Origin of the sequence: uncultured Thiohalocapsa sp. (genome assembly GCF_913063425.1) — a bacterium.
GTDB lineage: Bacteria > Pseudomonadota > Gammaproteobacteria > Chromatiales > Chromatiaceae > Thiohalocapsa.
Genome location: NZ_CAJXYK010000005.1, coordinates 119861 through 136926, shown reverse-complemented (window position 1 = coordinate 136926; position 17066 = coordinate 119861). Strand labels below are relative to the sequence as shown.

General features: G+C 67.9%; 12 protein-coding genes. 5 read left to right on the top strand and 7 right to left on the bottom strand.

Annotation, left to right across the window (positions count from 1 at the left end; all coding sequences use genetic code 11):
* Positions 1 to 35: 35 nt before the first annotated feature.
* Positions 36 to 392, bottom strand: a complete 357-nt coding sequence (locus QZ607_RS04065) for a hypothetical protein (RefSeq protein ID WP_295879939.1) — start codon at positions 390 to 392, stop codon at positions 36 to 38.
* Positions 393 to 453: 61 nt separating this feature from the next.
* Positions 454 to 1029 carry a hypothetical protein gene (locus QZ607_RS04060; RefSeq protein WP_295879937.1) on the bottom strand — a complete coding sequence of 192 codons (576 nt, stop codon included), beginning with the start codon at positions 1027 to 1029 and terminating at the stop codon, positions 454 to 456.
* Positions 1030 to 1530: 501 nt separating this feature from the next.
* On the opposite strand from QZ607_RS04060, the gene speA reads away from it, so the two are divergent.
* The 3 genes from speA to QZ607_RS04045 all read left to right on the top strand — a co-directional run bounded on the left by speA (position 1531) and on the right by QZ607_RS04045 (position 8221).
* Entirely contained in the window at positions 1531 to 3423 is a 1893-nt protein-coding gene (gene speA, locus QZ607_RS04055) for a biosynthetic arginine decarboxylase (protein ID WP_295879935.1), read from the top strand.
* Between the two features lie 228 nt (positions 3424 to 3651).
* Complete coding sequence (locus QZ607_RS04050; RefSeq protein WP_295879932.1) at positions 3652 to 4788, top strand: efflux RND transporter periplasmic adaptor subunit; 1137 nt, start codon at positions 3652 to 3654, stop codon at positions 4786 to 4788.
* Between the two features lie 235 nt (positions 4789 to 5023).
* Positions 5024 to 8221 (top strand): efflux RND transporter permease subunit, encoded by a 3198-nt coding sequence (locus QZ607_RS04045; protein ID WP_295879931.1) that lies wholly within the window; start codon positions 5024 to 5026, stop codon positions 8219 to 8221.
* Positions 8222 to 8254: 33 nt separating this feature from the next.
* Here QZ607_RS04045 and QZ607_RS04040 read toward each other — a convergent pair whose 3' ends face one another.
* Together QZ607_RS04040 and QZ607_RS04035 are read right to left on the bottom strand one after the other, a co-directional pair.
* Entirely contained in the window at positions 8255 to 8728 is a 474-nt protein-coding gene (locus QZ607_RS04040) for a type IV pilin protein (protein ID WP_295880026.1), read from the bottom strand.
* 49 nt (positions 8729 to 8777) lie between these two features.
* Positions 8778 to 11162 carry a PilC/PilY family type IV pilus protein gene (locus tag QZ607_RS04035; protein ID WP_295879929.1) on the bottom strand — a complete coding sequence of 795 codons (2385 nt, stop codon included), beginning with the start codon at positions 11160 to 11162 and terminating at the stop codon, positions 8778 to 8780.
* On the opposite strand from QZ607_RS04035, the gene QZ607_RS04030 reads away from it, so the two are divergent.
* The gene (locus tag QZ607_RS04030; protein WP_295879927.1) at positions 11112 to 11531 is read left to right on the top strand and encodes a hypothetical protein; all 420 of its coding nucleotides are present in this window, start codon (positions 11112 to 11114) and stop codon (positions 11529 to 11531) included. The genes QZ607_RS04035 and QZ607_RS04030 overlap by 51 nt on opposite strands.
* A gap of 1424 nt (positions 11532 to 12955) precedes the next feature.
* On the opposite strand, the gene QZ607_RS04025 is transcribed toward QZ607_RS04030, so the two are convergent.
* The 3 genes from QZ607_RS04025 to pilV are packed head-to-tail and all read right to left on the bottom strand — an operon-like array spanning position 12956 to position 15395.
* Positions 12956 to 13633 (bottom strand): PilX N-terminal domain-containing pilus assembly protein, encoded by a 678-nt coding sequence (locus QZ607_RS04025; protein WP_295879925.1) that lies wholly within the window; start codon positions 13631 to 13633, stop codon positions 12956 to 12958.
* A 5-nt stretch (positions 13634 to 13638) separates the two neighbouring features.
* Positions 13639 to 14853 (bottom strand): PilW family protein, encoded by a 1215-nt coding sequence (locus QZ607_RS04020; RefSeq protein WP_295879924.1) that lies wholly within the window; start codon positions 14851 to 14853, stop codon positions 13639 to 13641.
* A 56-nt stretch (positions 14854 to 14909) separates the two neighbouring features.
* The gene (gene pilV / locus QZ607_RS04015) at positions 14910 to 15395 is read right to left on the bottom strand and encodes a type IV pilus modification protein PilV (RefSeq protein WP_295879923.1); all 486 of its coding nucleotides are present in this window, start codon (positions 15393 to 15395) and stop codon (positions 14910 to 14912) included.
* 221 nt (positions 15396 to 15616) lie between these two features.
* On the opposite strand from pilV, the gene QZ607_RS04010 reads away from it, so the two are divergent.
* On the top strand, positions 15617 to 17059 hold the full coding sequence (locus QZ607_RS04010; RefSeq protein WP_367268149.1) for a trypsin-like peptidase domain-containing protein: 1443 nt from the start codon (positions 15617 to 15619) through the stop codon (positions 17057 to 17059).
* Positions 17060 to 17066 lie beyond the last annotated feature (7 nt).

Below are 17066 nucleotides of genomic sequence, written 5' to 3'. Positions count from 1 at the left end.
CATCAGGGGCGCATCAGGGGCGCATCAGGGGCGCATCAGGGCCGGACCAGGGCATTGAAGATCACACCCAGCAGCACGGCGGCGATGCTGCCCCACTTCCAGTAGCCGATGGGGATGCCGATGATCTCGTCCGGCTGGGAGCGGCCCGGGTCCTTCAGGATCTGCCACAGGTGCGGTCCGGCGAGGAACCAGGGCAGGAAGCCGAACATCACCGGCAGCCCGATCCACAGCGGCAGCGGCTGGTTGATGTACACCAGCACCAGCAGCGCCGGCCAGGCCACCAGGTAGCCCGCCGTCAGCTTGGCATCGAGCGTCTTGTCGCGGGTGAAGACGAAGGCGATCAGGGCGCCGACGCCCCACAGGGTCGCAAGCGCGATGAGGACGATGCGCATGGCGACCCCTCCTGCCCTCAGGCCGGTCTGCTGCGCCGGGTTGGTGCGGCCGGGTGCGGGCTCATGGCAGTATGACCTCCGGCTCGGGCGGCGGCGGTGTCTGCTTGATCTTGCGCACGGTGATGTGCGGGCTCACCGCGACATCCACGAACTTCGCGCAATCGCCGGGCTGGGCGGTGAAGCGGTTCATGTCCTCGCCGATGGCACAGCGGCCCGGGTCCGTGATGCCGATGTAGTCGATCTCGCTGCACTGGATCTGGTTGAAGACCAGGTCCCGGTACTGCTGCTCGGTGGGCTTCACGTTGGTGAAGTTGCGGGTGATGGACTCGTACTTGACGTTGCCGCGAATATAAGCGGTGAGCCGTATGGACAGGTTGGTGACCTTGATGTCCAGGTTGTTGGTGAGGGTCATGCCGAGCATGCAGGCATCCGGAAACTCCTTCTTCATGTGGATGCTCACCACCACGGCCTTGCGGCCCGTGTTGGTGACGGGCTCGCTGCGGGTGATCTTGGGTGCGTTGGGGTTCTCGGGCGGCTCCGGGTCGAGCCCGACGGCGCGTTGGAAATCGCCGCTGGCACAGCCGCCGGCCGCGAGCACGGCCAGCAGCGCGACGGCTTGGATCGGCTGTTTGAACATAGACAACTCGACTGGGAGAACTCGACTGGATCCGCTTGGGATGTGGAGCCGCTCGGCAAAAGCTGCCGCGGCTGGGTAAGGCCGGGCCGCGGGTGCGGGGCAGCGGTGGCGCTAGAGGCTGCCAAGGATACCGAAAACCCATGTCCCGGCGGCACCTTTGTGCTGCGCGCGACCCTAAGAAACAGCCCGCCATTTTAAGCATTCGTGCCCGCCAGGGTCCACGTCGCGACGGCGACCCCGAAGCCTGACTGCCCGACCGACGGATGGCCGGCGCAACGGGCCTGTGGTGCGGGCCACAGGGCGCAGCACTGCTTGGCGCACGCTGAGCGCTCACATGCCGTTGCTGTGGAGCTCCTCAGGTCAGCATTGCTCCACGCTGGACTGAAGTCCACCTTCCCCGGCGTGCCGACGGTCGTCGGCGTACCCGGGGAGGGCATCGCGACTTCCGCGGTGGTGCACTAGACTGCCCGCCATCGAAGCCGCATCCCGCCGCACCAGCCCATGTCGCCGCCCATCTGCGAGTCCATCTACGCCATCCCCCGCTGGGGCGAGGGCTACTTCCGCATCAATGACGCGGGCCACCTCGCGGTGCGCCCGGACCCCGACGCCGCAACGGAGATCGACCTCGCCTTGCTCGCCCGCCGCCTGCGCGACGAGGGGCTGTCGCTGCCGGTGCTGGTGCGCTTCGACGACATCCTGCGGCATCGGGTGCGCGCCATGCGCGCGGCCTTCGAGGGTGCCATGGCGGGTCTCGACTGGTGCGGCACCTATCGGCCGGTATACCCCATCAAGGTGAACCAGCAGCAGAGTGTGGTGCGGGCCATCCTGAGCGGCGGCGGCATCGGGCTCGAGGCCGGCAGCAAGCCGGAGCTGATGGCCGTGTTGGCGCTGGTGCCGGACGGCGGCACCGTCATCTGCAACGGCTACAAGGACCGCGATTACATTCGCCTCGCCCTTATCGGCCGGCGGCTCGGGCTTGCCGTGCACATCGTCATCGAGAAGCCCTCGGAGCTGGAGCTGGTCATCGACGAGGCCGCGCGCTTAGGCGTCGAGCCGCTGCTCGGCGTGCGCGTGCGCCTGGCCGCGGCCGCCGCCGGCAACTGGCAGAACAGCGGCGGCGAGCGGGCCAAGTTCGGCCTCTCGGCGCAGCAGGTGCTGGCGCTGGTGTCGCGCCTTGGGGCCGTCGGCGGGCTCGGCTGGCTGCGGCTGCTGCATGCCCATCTCGGCTCCCAGATTCCAAGCCTCGCGGACATCCGTGCCGGTGTCACCGAGCTGTGCCGCTTCTATACGGCGCTGACGGTCCAGGGCTGTGGCCTGGACACCCTGGACATCGGCGGCGGGCTCGGCGTGGACTACGAGGGCACCCGCACCCGCGCCTACTGTTCGGTGAACTATGGCCTGGAGGATTATGCCGGCGCCATCCTCGGCACCGCGGCGAGCATCTGTCGCGACGCGGGCGTCCCGGACCCGCACATCGTCACCGAGTCCGGCCGGGCACTGTCCGCGCACCACGCCGTGCTGTTCACGGACGTGGTGGACCGCGAGCGCGCCGGCGGCTGTGCCGTGGTGCCGGCGGCAGCATCGGCACAGGCGGCGGGTGCGAGCCTGGAGCTTGCCGCCCTGGAGCAGGTCCTGGCGGACGTGGCGGAGGGCGCACCGCTGGAGCTGTTCGAGCGCGCCGAGGCCGCCGTGCTGGCCGTGCGGTCGGACTTCGCCGCCGGCCGGCTGGGCCTGCCTGACCGCGCCCGTGCCGACGAGTGCTATGCCGGCATCTGCCGTGCGCTGCGCGCGAGGCTCTCCCACAGCAGCCGCCGGCAGCGGGAGCTGTTGGACCGCCTGAACGGCGAGCTGGCGGACAAGCTCTTCTGCAACTTCTCGCTGTTCCAGTCGCTGCCGGATGTCTGGGCCATCGACCAGATCTTTCCCATCGTGCCGCTCCAGCGCCTGCACGAGACACCGACGGAGCGGGGCATCGTCCACGACCTCACCTGCGATTCCGACGGCTGCGTCAGCCACTACGTAGACGTGGACGGGGTGGAGGCGAGCCTGCCGGTGCATGCCTTCGACCCGCGCGCGGAGACCTATCTGCTCGGCTTCTTCATGGTGGGCGCCTACCAGGAGATCCTGGGCGATATCCACAACCTCTTCGGCGACACCGACGCCGTCAATGTCGCACTCGACCCGCAGCGCCCGGAGGGCTACCGGCTCTCGGAGCCGGAGCGCGGCGACTCCGCCGACGAGCTGCTGAGCTATGTCCACTTCGAGCCACGGGAGCTGCTGGCCCGCTACCGGCGGCGCATCGACGCCACCGGCCTCCCGCGTGGCGAGCGCGAGCGCATGTACCTGGAGCTGAAGGCGGGGCTTTACGGCGACACCTACCTCGGCCATCTCTAGCCGGCGCGATGGCAGTGGTGCGTTGTCCGCAGCTTGCTGTGCTCGCAGTTCAATATACTGTCCCCATACAAAGGGGTCCACAGGCTGGGCGTTGGCGGGTCTTCTGCCTGGACTGTGTCGGTGAATTCAATATACCGTCCCCAACAATCCGAGGCACTCGTGAATCGGTGCCGGCGGCGCCATATGTTGCCGATCAGCCCATGCCAGCATGCCGGAGTCACCGTACCCATGCCCCGGAGTCACGCAAGCCCCTCCCGCCTGATCCTGCCCTGGATGCTGGCCCTCGGCCTCGGCCTCGGGCTCCCGGGGCCTGTCGTCGCGGAGCCGGCGCCGGTCACCCTGGCGGAGGTCCAGCGTGAGTCACTGCGCGAGCAGGCGATGCTGTCGGGCACCACCATCGCCCCCAGGCGTGCGGCCCTGTCGCCGAAGGTGGACGGGCTGGTGACCGAGCTGTTCGTGGACACGGGCAGCCGGGTGGCGGCGGGGGACCCCATTCTGGCGCTGGACGACGGCATCGAGGCGCACAACGTCGAGGCCGCCGCGGCCCGGGTGCAGGAGGCGGCGGCGAGCCACCAGGACGCCATCCGCATCCGCGACGAGCTGCTGCGCCTGAAGCAGGGCCGACACGCGTCGGAGACGGATATCCGCTCCGCCGAGGCCCGGGTGGAGATGACCGCCGCCGCGCTGGCCGCCGAGCGCGCCGCCCTGGCCCGCGCTGAGGAAGTGAAGCGCCGGCACCGCCTCACGGCGCCCTTCGCCGGCATGATCGTCGCCCGCAATCTGGAGGTGGGCGAGTGGGCGCAGCGCGACGAGGCCGCGGTGGAGCTGGTGGCGCTGGACGTGCTGCGCATCCGCGCCACCCTGCCGCAGATCGACTTCCCGCGTGTGAGCCGCGGTGCCGCGGCGGCGGTGCGCTTCGATGCGCTGCCGGAGCGGACCTTCCGTGGCGAGGTCTTCGCCCGTGTCGCAAGCGGCGACCCGCGCTCGCGCACCTTCCCCATCCTCATCGACCTGCCGAACCCGGACGGGCTGCTGGCCCCCGGCATGTCGGCGCGGGTGCGGGTGGATCTCGCCGGCGGCGAGGCGGAAGTGCTCACCGTGCCGCGGGATGCCGTCATCGCAAGGGCGGACGGCACGCGCGAGGTCTGGCGGGTGCAGGAGGAGGACGGCATCCTCAAGGCCTATCCGGTGCAGATCGAGACCGGCCGCGCCGGCGGTGATCGGGTGGAGATCACCGGCGGGGACCTCGCCGACGGCGACCGGGTGGTCCTGCTCGGGAACGAGTCCCTGAAGCCTGGGCAGAGCGTCTCCCCGCAGCCCAGCCGGGCGCGTCCGGATGCGGCGGAGACGGCGGCGTTGGAATAGGGCGGCGCTGCGTAGAGTCTGAGGCCAGGTGAGCCTGTGCTTCCGGCGGACTGAGGTCCGCCTGCCCCTGGGGACCGACTTGGGGGCCGACTGAAGTCGGCGCACCCGGGCGGGGCGTCGGACGTCGCCGGCGCCGCACGCTTGGGTTTGTCTATTGCCAACGGCGGCGCCAACTTGGGGGTCATCCCGCGCAGCGCGCGACCGCCCGTGTCATCTCAGGCCCCCGCACACCGCCATGTTCAAGTTCGCCATCGAGCGCCCGGTGATCCTCACCGTGGCTGTGCTGCTGCTGACCCTGTTCGGCATCCTGTCCATCTTCAACGTCCCGGTGCAGATGATCCCGGACCTGGACGCCCGGGTGGTGACCGTCACCACCAAGTGGCCGGGCGCGGCGCCCCAGGACGTGGAGAAGGAGATCGTCGTCGAGCAGGAGAAGTACCTGGGCCGCATCCCGGGGCTGGAGCGCATGGTGTCCACCGCGAGCACCGGCGAGGCCGACATCGAGCTGGAGTTTCCCTTCTCGGTGCCCATGGAGGAGGCCCTGCTCAACGTCAACAATGCGCTGAGCCAGGTGCCGGGCTATCCGGAGAACGTGGACCAGCCGAGCATCCGCGCCGAGGCCTTCTCCAGCAATTCCTTCATGTACTTCCGGCTGATGCCGGCGTCCGGCGCCTTCACCGACGCCGACATCGTTGCGCTCCGGGACTGGGTGGAAGAGTACGTCATTCAGGCCATGGAGCGGGTGCCCGGCGTCTCCAGCGTGGAGCTGCGCGGCGGTGCCGCACGGCAGCTCAAGGTCTTCGTGGACCCGGTGCGGCTCGCCGAGCGCGGCATCAGCCTGACGGAGCTGCGCCAGGCCATCCGTGCCCGCAATCAGGACGTCTCCGGCGGCGACCTCGACAGCGGCAAACGGCGCTATCTGCTGCGCACCATCGGGCGCTTCGACAGCCCGGAGGAGCTCGAAGAGCTGGTCATCGCCGAGCGTGACGGCGCCTTCATCCGGCTCAAGGACGTGGGCCGCGCCGAGCTCGGCTATGCCGAGGTCCGCAGCTATGCCTACTCCGAGGGCAAGCCCATCCTGGGCTTTGCGGTGAACCGGCAGATCGGCAGCAATGTCATCCAGATCAAGCAGGACATGCTGGCGAAGGTCGCCGAGCTGAACGAGACCCTGCTGAACCCCCGGGGCCTCAAGCTCATCCGCACCGCCGACGACGTGGTCTATGTAACAGATGCCATCCAGGTGGTGGAGCGCAACCTCGCCATCGGCGCGGTGCTGGCGACCCTGGTGCTGTTTTTGTTCCTGCGCTCGCTGCCGGCGACCCTCATCGGCGCCATCGGCATCCCCATCTGCACCCTCGCCGCGTTCCTCGGGCTGATGCTCACCGGGCGCACCATCAACGTCATCTCCCTCGCGGGCGTGGCCTTCGCCATCGGCATGACGCTCGATAACAACATCGTGGTGCTGGAGAACATCTTCCGCCACCTGAGCCAGGGCAAGGCGCGGCTCAGGGCGGCGCTGGAGGGCGTGCGGGAGGTTTGGCCCGCGGTGCTGGCCTCCACCCTCACCACGGTGGCCGTGTTCCTGCCGGTGGTGTTCGTCAGGCAGGAGGCGGGGCAGCTGTACTCCGACATCGCCATCGCCATCTCCTCCAGCATCCTGATGTCCATGCTGCTGGCCATCACCCTGGTGCCGGCTGCGGCCGGGCGCTGGCTGCGCGCGCCCAAGGCCCCCCGGCGCCGCCGGCTGCTGGACCGCGTCGGCGGCGGCTTCTCGGCGCTGGTGTTGGGGCTGGTGCACTGGCTGGCCCAGGGTATCCTGCGGCCGCTCCTGGTCATCGCGCTGGTGCTCGGCGCCGCCGGTGCCATCATCTGGACCCTGACGCCGGACGCCGAGTATCTGCCGGAGGGCGAGGAGTCCAAGATCTTCACCCTGATGTTCGCGCCCCCCGGCTACAACATCGACATGATGCGCCGTGCCTTCCAGGAGGTGGACAAGGACTTCTACCCGGCGGTGGGACAGGACCCGGCGCTGTTCGCCCAGGGCAAGGCGGACGTGCCCGCGCTCAACTTCACCATCGGCTTTGCGAGCCAGAGCCGGGTATTCGTGGTGCGCGAGGCCACCGACCGCCGCCAGACTGCGGAGCTGATGCGCGTGGCGAGCGAGAAGACCAGCGCGCTTCCGGGCCTGCGCAGCTTCTCCAGCCGCGGGTCCATCTTCTCCGGCAACTTCGGCGGCACCCGCGCCATCAACATCGAGATCAGCGGGCCGGACCTGCCGACGCTGTTCGACGCGGCCTCAGAGGTGCAGGCCAAGGCCCGCAGCATTTTCGAGGGTCCGCGGGTGAAGTCCGAGCCCTCGGCGCTGACCCTGGGCCAGCCCATGCTGGAGGTGCGCCCGGACTGGGAGCGGGCGGCGGAGCTCGGCATCTCGCCGGGGGACCTCGGCTACACCGTCTGGGCCTATTCCGACGGCGCCTTCGTGGACGAGTTCTTTTTGGACGACGACGAGATCGACATCTTTCTCTACAGCACCGCCGGCAACATCGAGCGCCCGCAGGACCTGGAGCGGCTGATGCTCTACTCCCCCAGCGGCGGCATCGTGCCCCTGTCCGCCGTCGCGCGCCTGGAGGAGAGCGTCAACACCGAGACCATCCGACGGGTGGACGGCGACCGCACCATCACCATGACCGTCATCCCGCCGGATGACGTGCCCCTGGAGGAGGGCGTGCGCCGGGTGCAGGAGGAGATCATCCAGGGCATGCCGGCCGCGGGGGCGCTGCCGGATGGCATCCGCCTACAGCTGAGCGGCGCGAGTGACCGGCTCCAGGCCACCATGCGGGCGCTGGCGGGCAACTTCGCCGTGGCGCTGCTGATCGCCTATCTGCTCATGGTTGCGGTGTTCAGCCACTGGGGCTGGCCGCTGCTCATCATGACCAGCGTGCCGGTGGGCATCAGCGGCGGCATCGCGGGGCTGGCGCTGCTGAACCTCGGCGGGGCGCACCTGGATAAGATCGGGCTCTATCCCATCCAGCAGCCCTTCGACATGATCACCATGCTGGGCTTTTTGGTGCTCATCGGCACCGTGGTGAACAACCCCATCCTCATCGTGGAGCGGGCCGTGAGCAACGTGCGCGATCAGGGCCTCGCCATCATGGACGCCGTCACCGAGGCGGTGCGGGTGCGCATCCGGCCCATCATGATGTCCATGGTCACCACGGTGGCGGGCCTGTCGCCGCTGGTGTTCAACCCGGGCGCCGGGACGGAGCTCTACCGTGGGCTCGGCGCCATCGTGCTGTTCGGGCTGCTGTTCAGCACCCTGGTGACGCTGACCTTCATGCCGGCGCTGCTGGCGCTGACGCTGAGGTTCGTGCGGCGGCGGGAGCTCACGGCGCCGGCTCCGGTGGGGACTGCGGCAGCCGGTCCATCGATGTGAGGGCGACGTGCCGCGCTGTCGCTGCCGCGGCGGTCAGTTGCGCTCCCAGTTGTCCTCACCGGCTTCGAGGGTGCCGTCCCGGTCCTCGTCCCACCAGCGCTGTCCCAGCTGGTTGATGCGCAAAACGCCGTCGCCTGCCTGCGGGCCGCTGGGCGTCGCCTCGATGACATAGGCATCGGCGGTGACCGTGCCGACAAAGGCCACGCCGTAGTGGTCCGCTGTGGTGGCGATGGTGGGGTTGGCGGCGTCGTCCGTCGTGCTGCAGTCGTTGTCGGGGCCGGGGTTGTAGCAGCCGTTCTCCGTGTAGAGGCGCTCCATGAACTGGGCCAGGCGCATCAGGTCCGCCTGGGCCTCGGAGCGCCGGCCGCTTCGCACCTGCTCCTGGTAGCTGGGGTAAGCGACGGCGGCGAGGATGGCGACGATGGCCACAACCACCAGCAGCTCCACGAGGGAAAAGCCTCGGCCGACGCGCCGGTAGGCAACCTTTGGTGCAGCCTGCCGGCCCAGCCGGCGGGGTATGCCGGGGACCGGGCCGGCGCCCGGCCGGCCGAGCCCGTCAGTCGATTTGCAGCCAGGTACGCCAGCCATAGGCGTTGGACTCCTCCAGCTGAATCAGGTCGCCCTCCGAGTCGGATACGACGCTCATGATGCCTCCCCCGCCGAGCCCGAGCTGCGACGGCGCCGAGTAAATGCCGGTGCCGTTGTCGGTCAGCACCCGGATGCTGCTGCCGGCCTCGCCGCTGGTGCTGTCATCGTCGTCGACGTCGAAGAGGTCCTTGGTGTTGATGTTGCCGTCCAGGTTGAAATCGAACGGTGAGGTTTCGAGCCGGGAGCCGTCGATGGCGTCCAGGGCGTTGATCCAACTGGTGCCGCCGCTGCCGCAGACGCTCTCCGGCATCATGGACACGAACACCACCCGGCCATTGCGCACCTGCGGGTTGACAACCACGCGCTCTGAGCCGCGGCAGCCTGACACGTCCGTTTCCAGGTCGATATACCAGCCGCGTACATCACCCGCGGGTCTGGACACGGGCTCTCTGGTGCTGATGCGGGCCTTGCTGACAATCGCACCGCTGTCGTCCGTCACCGTGACGGTGTCCAAGAACTCGTGCTCCAGCAGGTCGGCGCGGGTGGGAATGTCATCGGCGCCGGCGCCGGTGAGGCTCCCGTCGTGATCCCAGATGCCGTAGAAGGTCTGGGTTTCGACATCTTCCTTGTCGCTGCTGTTGATGAACTTGCCGGTGCCGAACAGCAGCATGTAGCCGCCGTTGGGGTGGCTCATGACGCCGATCCGGGTGGTGATCTGCTGCGGGTTGTTGTTGTCGTCCGCGGCGCTGAAGAGCCGCGTCGGGGCCTCTGAGGTGTCGGTCAGGTCGAATCTCCAGACATTCCCGAACAGGTCCCCGGCGTAGGCCCGCTCGGCGACGAGATCGCCGTCTTCGTCGATGGTGACGACTTCCGCGAGCCCGTTGGTGCGGCCGTTGCCCGCCGGGTCCTCGTCCATACCCCAGCCCGTGTCCATGCGGGCCTTGATGCGGCTTGCGTCCGCGGCGGCGATGTCGAGCACATAGAGCACGGCGTTGCCGCTCTGGCTGATGGTGCAGTTGCCGGCGACATAGCCGTCATCGTCCTCCGGCAGACAGGCGTCCGGCTCCTCGTCGATACGCGTCTCCGTGTTGCCGTAGCCGTTGTTGACCAGCACCACCCAGCTCGGACCGTCGCCGCCGAAGCCGTCCTCGATGCGCACGATGGCGGGCTTGCCGAGGGTGTAGCCCATGTCGCGCCCGTCGAGCGCGCCGTCGTCATCGTCGCTGCCCGAGGCGTCGGTGAACTCCCAGAGCACGATGTCCTCCGCCTCGGCGTCCGGGTCCGTCACGTCCAGCGCATAGACACCCTGGGCACCGAGACCCATGGCGCCGACGAGCACCGAGGCCCAGTCGTCGGCACCATTGCCGCTGTCGCCCATCTGGACGTCGGAGTAGCTGAGCGGGCCGTCCACGAAGGACTTCTTGACGACACCGCCGGCCTCCCCGTAGGCGGGCTCGGTGAGGTCCGCGAGATGCGGGTAGACGGCCTCCGGGACATAGGCGAAGACCTCGTGGAGGACCGGCGCCGTGGCATCCGCGTTGAACGCGTGCAGCATGCCGTCATTGGCGCCGACATAGACGATGGTCTTGCGGTCCTTCGCCAACTTCCTGAATGTTTCGTAATCGCCGTCCGTGAACAGCTGCCGCGGCGGCTCCACCACGACGGGCCCGCTGCCGAGGATGTCCCCGAGGGGTGTCTCGCGCTCGCGGAAGTCGTAGTCGCTGTTGTCCTCCTCGCCGCGGAGCCAGTCGATGCGCGCTTCCGCAAGCAGGCGATTGGGGTTGGTGCTGTCCAGGGCGTTCGGGTCGTTGCAGTCCGGGACGGTGAGCTTGCCATAGGGCGCGCAGCCCATCAGCGCCTGCTGCTGTGCCGCGGACAGCTCCCCCCAGACATCATCGTCGAAGTCCGTGGCGGCACCGTCCGCCATGGTGAAGATGCGGCGGCTGTCCCAGGCCGGGAAGGAGTCCGGCCAGCCGTCGCCGTTCTGGTCGGCGTTGGTGGTCTGGTAGGGGCTGCCCGGGTCCTCGCAGATGGTGCCCCGGGGCTTGTCGGTGCAGGGGCCGGCGTTGAAGCCGAGCGAGACGCGCAGCGCCCGGACCTCGCCGGCCCAGGTGGTCGGATTGGTCACCGCCTGGTAGATGCGGCTGTTGTCGCTCAGGTTGCCGGCGCTGATGGCCACCGGTGCGTTGGCGGCTTCGGTGTCGTCTGCGGTGGAGATGGTATCCAAAATCTCTTCGAAGTAGTCCTTCAGCGCTGCCGGGTCGGAAGCGTCGAAATAGCCGCCGCGGCCATTGAGGCCGGCGTGGTAGAGATCGTCGATCTTGGCTTCGATGGGGATTGCTTTGGCGCGCAAGATCTCGGTTGGCCAACGGAGCCAAATGCCAGGGGCGACCTCAACGTCCTCATACCTGTATGTGTATCCGATGGCGTTACATTCATTGAGGGCATCTCCATCCTGCTCATACGGCGGATCCAAATGGCAGTCCGGGAAACCGTGTTTCTCGAGCGTCTTTTTACCGTCCAACTGATACTGCCCATAAGGCGCTACAACCTCGCCCGTTTCAGGGTCCTCTACACGCTGGACAGCGCCGTCCACGCCAAGACCGACCGCGAAGAAGGTGACGTGCTGCCAGGTGGCCGGATCGTTCTTGGGGTTCCAGAAAATATCCGCTTCGTTGCCTTCACGATCGGGGGTCAACGGCGGCACGAAGTTGTTACTTGAATCCCCATCCAAGTCCCTGCGCCAGTAATAGAATACGGCGTCCGCCAGCATGCCCGTGTTGTTGTCGGCGTAAAGTGTCGTCAACGGGTCGTCCGGAGAATAACGTGTCACCCCGAACCGGTTGGCACTCAAAGACCAGCCGTGCCCATCCTGGTTCGTTTCCAGCCAGCTGATGTCCCCAGACGCCGTGGTCGGCCAGCTGTCGCCATCATAAACATCTTCCCAACCGCCATCGGTCAGCATCAGGTGAAAGTTGTTACGGCATTGAACGGCGCATTGGCTTGAGCTGGCATCATCGGGGTCATCCAGCAGTGCCTTCCCTTGCGACAAGAATTCTCCTGCTCGGATGTGCGCGCCGACGAGATATGTGGGAGGTGATTGCGGCGGGACGAGTCTCTCCAGCCAGTCGTAGAATGCATCGCGTTGACTCATCTCTCCGGCGCTGGCTGCGGGCGCGCCATATTCATCGAAACGCTCTTTCAGCGCTCTGAAAGCCGCGGTGCCGGGCTGAAACTGGTTGAGCGGGCTGACGCCCTGCCAGGTCAGCCGAACGTCTTCGTCCAGCGTCTGCATCACCTGTGACAGCACGGTTTTGACGACGAGCAGGCGTGTGCGATAGTAGGTGTACCAGTTGGCGAAGTTCTCCTTATCGAATGGTGGATCACCGGGCGGTGGAGTCGATTCCGGATCAACGGGGACAAAGCATTCATCCGGCGTTGTGGCGTCGGGCTCGTTGTCCGGCCAGTTGCTTTCTTCTCCTCCGCAAGGTTCGCAGCCGGCGTCGACGTTGCCGTTGCAGGGCAAGTAGGGATCATCGTTCTGCCCACCATTGCCGGCGCCATAGCTAGGATTGTGGCGATACTCGTTGCCTGGAATATACCGGTGGTAGTACGCCGGTCCCCCCGGTGCATCACTCGCAGTCTTGAATTCGCAGGAGTCGCTGCTGTCCCCAAAGACTGGCTGATACGCGTTAACGAGGTCGCGGTTCGGGCAGTTCTCTGGGTTGCTGTATGGGAAAGGCGGAACGCTCTCGAAATCATTAGAGTCTGCGCGCTCGGACCCATCGGCGTTCCGTCCCGGCAGATAAGAGCGCTTCGGATCATAGTAGAGCTTGTTGACGTCTGGTGACGTAAACCAGTTGCGCATACCCGTTTGCTGCGCACTCTTGGGGTCGGGCAGGGAATCGGGTAAGAAAGCGAGGTTCATGGACCTTGAGTCATCAACGCTCAGCACAAGATTCGCCGGCACGCCTTCTGACAGAAACGGCGGAATGGCATCGGGAATGTCTGACGCAGCGCTGAGATGCGGCAACACGGCGAGCGCGCTGCTGAGCAGCCCAAGCATCGCGTGCCGCAACCCCGAGCGGAGCGACCCGGCAGGGCCGGGCTCCCCAACAAGCTGCGAATGAAGACCACTGCGAGCGCTCATTGCTGCACCTGCTTGGCGATGGTGGACTGGAGTACAGCCCGCGCCTGCTCGTTGGCCCCGAAGCCGACGCTGGTGACGGTGTAGTAATAGGTCACGAGCTGGCCGAACGAATTGGCCTGGGTGTCCGGTGAGACCGGCTCCTCGCGTGCCTCGATGTAGATGCGCGGCTGGGCCACCACGCCGGGGATGTCCACATCCGTGCCGCTCGCTGGTGCGTTGTTCAGCGCGTTCACCAGCACGGAGTATTCGATACCTTCGTAGTCCTCGCCGGCGGCCAGCTCGCTCGGTGGGGTGCGCCAGCTCTCCAGCACGGCTTCCAGGCGCGTACAGGGATCGTCGCTCGCGGCGCTGTTGTCGAGGGTTTGCGTATCTGCGACGGAGCAGGATGTCCAGACGTAGTTGGTGCCGCTGTCGGTGGCGGTGATGGGCAGGTTCTGCTCCTCGATGTAGGTCAAGCCCACCTGCAGCCCGGCCTCCGCCGCCTGCAGGGCGATGTTGTTCTGGCGCATGTTGCCGGCGAGGCGTTCCTGAAGCACGGTGCTGCCCTGGCCGCTGATGCCGATCATGGTTACCACCAGCAGGATCACCAGGCCGACGATAAGCACGGCACCCCGCTCGCGCCTGCGCGCCTTAGGTGGATGATTGTGGCGGGTGTCGTGCGAGCGGTCGGTCATGGTGCTCACTCCCAGATGGCCCAGGGCGTTGCCGGGCGCAGCGCCACATCGAAGCGGAAGCGCTGGTAGAGCCGGTTGTCGGCAGGGTAGGCGGCGCCGAGGCGGTCGTCGGCGTCGGCGGACGGGGGCCAATCGGCCTGTGTGGGGGCGCTGGCGTCGGTGGCGGTGTTGTCCGCTTCGGTAGTCAGGAGCAGCTCCACGGACGCCGCGCGGACGCTCGCCCACTTGGCGTCCGTGGAGACGGTGTCGGCGTCCTCATTGCGGAAATCGGTCTCGCCGTCGCCGTCGGTGTCGCCGCTGTAGGTGATGCGCATGTCGGCGACGTTGGGCACGAGGACCTCCGTGTCCCCGTCGCCGTCCTGTCTGTCGTAGACGCACAGCGCCGGGCGATAACCATCGGGGGCGGGGTCGCCGTCCGCGGTGACACGGCAGTTGTCCCGCCCGCTGCCCGTTTGCAGCGAGCCATCCCCCACGCAGCACACGTAGTAGACTCTGAACACCAGCGGATAGAGCATGGCGCGGGGGTCGCCCGCCTCTCGGTTGTAGGGCGCTGGTCCGCCGTACAAGTCTTCTGCCCGCAGATGGCTCACGGCATTGGCATCCCCTGCATGGCCGACGCTGCTGCCGTTGATGCCGTCCACCTCGAAGACGTGGGCGTGCTGGCAGTTGGAAATGAGCGCCAGCTCCGCATCGAGCGTGTCGTCAGGCGTGTCCACCAGCTGGATGTCGTCCGTGCCGTCCGTGCCCAATCCCCCATCCACCGCATGCCCCTCGGGGTCGATGCCCCAGGTGACCAGCACATCGCCGCCCACGTAGCGGTCGGCGATGTTGCCGGCGATGCCCTGCGGCAGATCGCTGAAGGCGCCGGCGCTCGTCAGGCCCTGGGTCTGGTCGTAGCCGAGGGCACGGTCGATATCGAGGTAATGCGTGTTGCCCAGCGCGCAGCCGCCCTCCAGCAGATCGCACGCCTTCACCGTCAGCGTGCCCTGCTCCTGGTGCATGGCGATGCTCTTGCAGTCCGTCGAGCGGCTGGGCCGCATGCCTTTGGCCAGCATCATGGCGGCGATGCGGCCGTTCTCCTGGAGTCTTGCGAAGGCCTCTTCCCGGGAATACGTGGCCTTGGTGCTGGCGAGGATCTCCGCAAGCCCGAGCACCACGATGCCACCCACGGCCAGCGCGACCATCATCTCCACCAGCGACACGCCCCGGAGGCAGCGCATGCCGACACGGCACCATGGCCCTGAGCGCCGGGAATGCGTGCTGCGACGCTGGGGGCTCATTGCGGCACCCGGGCGCAGATCTGGAATTCCAGCGCGTCGGCGTCCCGGCCCTGTTGGGCCAGGTCGGCCGCCTCGGCGCGGCTGTCGTCCCAGCGGATGGTGATGGCGCAGTGGCCGGTGGTGCAGGGATTGCCGGAGGTGCAGTCGAGAGAGCCGAGTGCCCCGCTCGCCGGTGCCGGCAAGGGTGACGCGGCCAGCTCGTCCGCCCACTCCTGGAAGCCGGCGTTGTCGATGGTCGCGTCTGCCGTGGTGATGGCGCTGGCCATACCCGAGAAGTCGGCCGGGTGTGCACGCATGCGGTCCGCCAGCGCGTAGGCGGCGAGCGTGGCATGCGAGCGGAGGTTGGCGCTGTGGTTGCTGCGCATCGCCGCGAGCTGCAGTCCGGCCACGCCCAGCGCGCCGACGGCGATGATGAACAGCGTCACCATCACCTCCACCAGCGAGAAGCCGCGGGCGCTTGCAAATTGGCGAAGACGCGTCATGCTTGACCTCCGTGCGGGCGGCGTGGGTGACTCGGCGGGCGGCGCCGCTGGCGCTTGACCGGAGCGGGCCGCCGTAGAACGCTGCCCCATCTGTCTGTGGGCGTAATCCGCAGTCCGTCTATGGGCGGTGAGCAGGCCGTCGCCCCGATCTGCCGCAGGTCACTTCGCTAAGTAATATGCTTAGGGCAGCATAAGGGCTTACCTGAAGCTTAACGAAGAATGTGAGAATTGCAGCAGGCGCACCGACGGGCATCGGTGTTCACGCGACCAGCGGGGCGCGAGCGAAACGAGGCCGTTGCGTGGCCGGGACAAGCGCTGGCGAAGCTTCTGAAATCCTTGAGGAATCAGGCGTGAGGCAGGGCGCGCGGGCAGCCTGTGACCGGGTGTCGGCGCGCAGGCCCCGCCGCCCAGCGCGCTTTGCCGCCAAATTTCTGCTGCCGGGCTGTGCCGCGGTCCTGGCGCTGACACTCCTGCTGATGCCGCCGCCGGGCGGCGCCGAGATCTATCGCTATCGCGACGAGAACGGCACCTGGGTATTCTCGGATCGCCCGCCGCCGGGTACCCTCGGTGACCGCTCTGGTTCGGCCATGTCGGATGCGCGTGTGCGTGTCCAGCCGCTGCCGGAGGCGGTGCAGCCGACGGCACCCACCACGGGGCCGGACTCGCGATCGCCGCAATCGCCCCCGGCAGTGCAGGCGCTGCCCGGCGGGCGCGTGGCAGCACCCGCGCAGCCGCGTACGCCAGCCGCCGAGGTTGTGCCTGCGGTGCCGCCCGCGGCCAGCCGGGCCACCGTGCCGGCCCCGCAGCCGGAAGCCGCACCACCGCCGGACCTGAGCCGCCACATTGCCGCCCGGCTGCAACAGCAGTTCGAGCCGGTGACGCCGGTGGAGGCCAGCAGCCTGGCGGTGGTGACGGTGCACTCGGCGCTCGGCACCGGCTCCGGGTTCTTCGTGAGCGACGACGGTCTGCTGCTGACCAACCGCCATGTGGTGCGCCCGCCCCCCGACTGGGCGGCGGAGGAGCGCGCTGCGCTGGCCGCCCTCAAGGCCAAGCTGGATGCGCTGGAGCAGCGCCTGTCACTGCCGCGGGACAGGTTCTCGGACCCGAACGACTATGACCGCGGCCAGCGTATTTTCCGGGAGCGCTCCCGGGAGTATCGCGAGGCGAAGCGGGCGCTGGACATGAAGCGCAACGCGGCGCTGCTGCAGCGCGCCTTCGAGGTGCAGCTCAAGGACGGGGAGCGGGTGACGGCCGACCTGTTGGACGTGAGCCCCCGCCACGATTTGGCGCTGCTGCGCGTCTCCGGCTACACCACGCCCTACCTCCAGCCGCTGCTCGACGCCCGGCTGCGCCAGACGCAGCCCGTCTATGCCATCGGCAGCCCGCTCGGCATCAAGGACACGGTGACCGCCGGCACCTACACCGGCCGGCGGGAGGACATGCTGGTGACGGACGCCCGCATCCTGCCGGGCAGCAGCGGCGGTCCCCTGGTGACGGAGGCCGGGCTGGTGGTGGGCATCAACACCTGGAAGGCAACGGCGGAGCCGGATGTGAAGGCGCGTGGGCTCGGCGTCGCCATTCCCATCGACGCCGCCTTCGAAGAGTTTCCCGACCTGGTCGCCTGGCTCGCGCGGGACCCAGCCGACACCGCGACGCGACGCTGACCAAACG

Excerpts from the sequence above, each read along its gene's own strand:
- QZ607_RS04050 (WP_295879932.1), top strand. The coding sequence starts at position 3,652 with ATGCCCCGGAGTCACGCAAGCCCCTCCCGCCTGATCCTGCCCTGGATG.
- QZ607_RS04045 (WP_295879931.1), top strand. The coding sequence starts at position 5,024 with ATGTTCAAGTTCGCCATCGAGCGCCCGGTGATCCTCACCGTGGCTGTG.
- QZ607_RS04060 (WP_295879937.1), bottom strand. The coding sequence starts at position 1,029 with ATGTTCAAACAGCCGATCCAAGCCGTCGCGCTGCTGGCCGTGCTCGCG.
- QZ607_RS04065 (WP_295879939.1), bottom strand. The coding sequence starts at position 392 with ATGCGCATCGTCCTCATCGCGCTTGCGACCCTGTGGGGCGTCGGCGCC.
- pilV (WP_295879923.1), bottom strand. The coding sequence starts at position 15,395 with ATGACGCGTCTTCGCCAATTTGCAAGCGCCCGCGGCTTCTCGCTGGTG.
- QZ607_RS04025 (WP_295879925.1), bottom strand. The coding sequence starts at position 13,633 with ATGACCGACCGCTCGCACGACACCCGCCACAATCATCCACCTAAGGCG.
- speA (WP_295879935.1), top strand. The coding sequence starts at position 1,531 with ATGTCGCCGCCCATCTGCGAGTCCATCTACGCCATCCCCCGCTGGGGC.
- QZ607_RS04020 (WP_295879924.1), bottom strand. The coding sequence starts at position 14,853 with ATGCGCTGCCTCCGGGGCGTGTCGCTGGTGGAGATGATGGTCGCGCTG.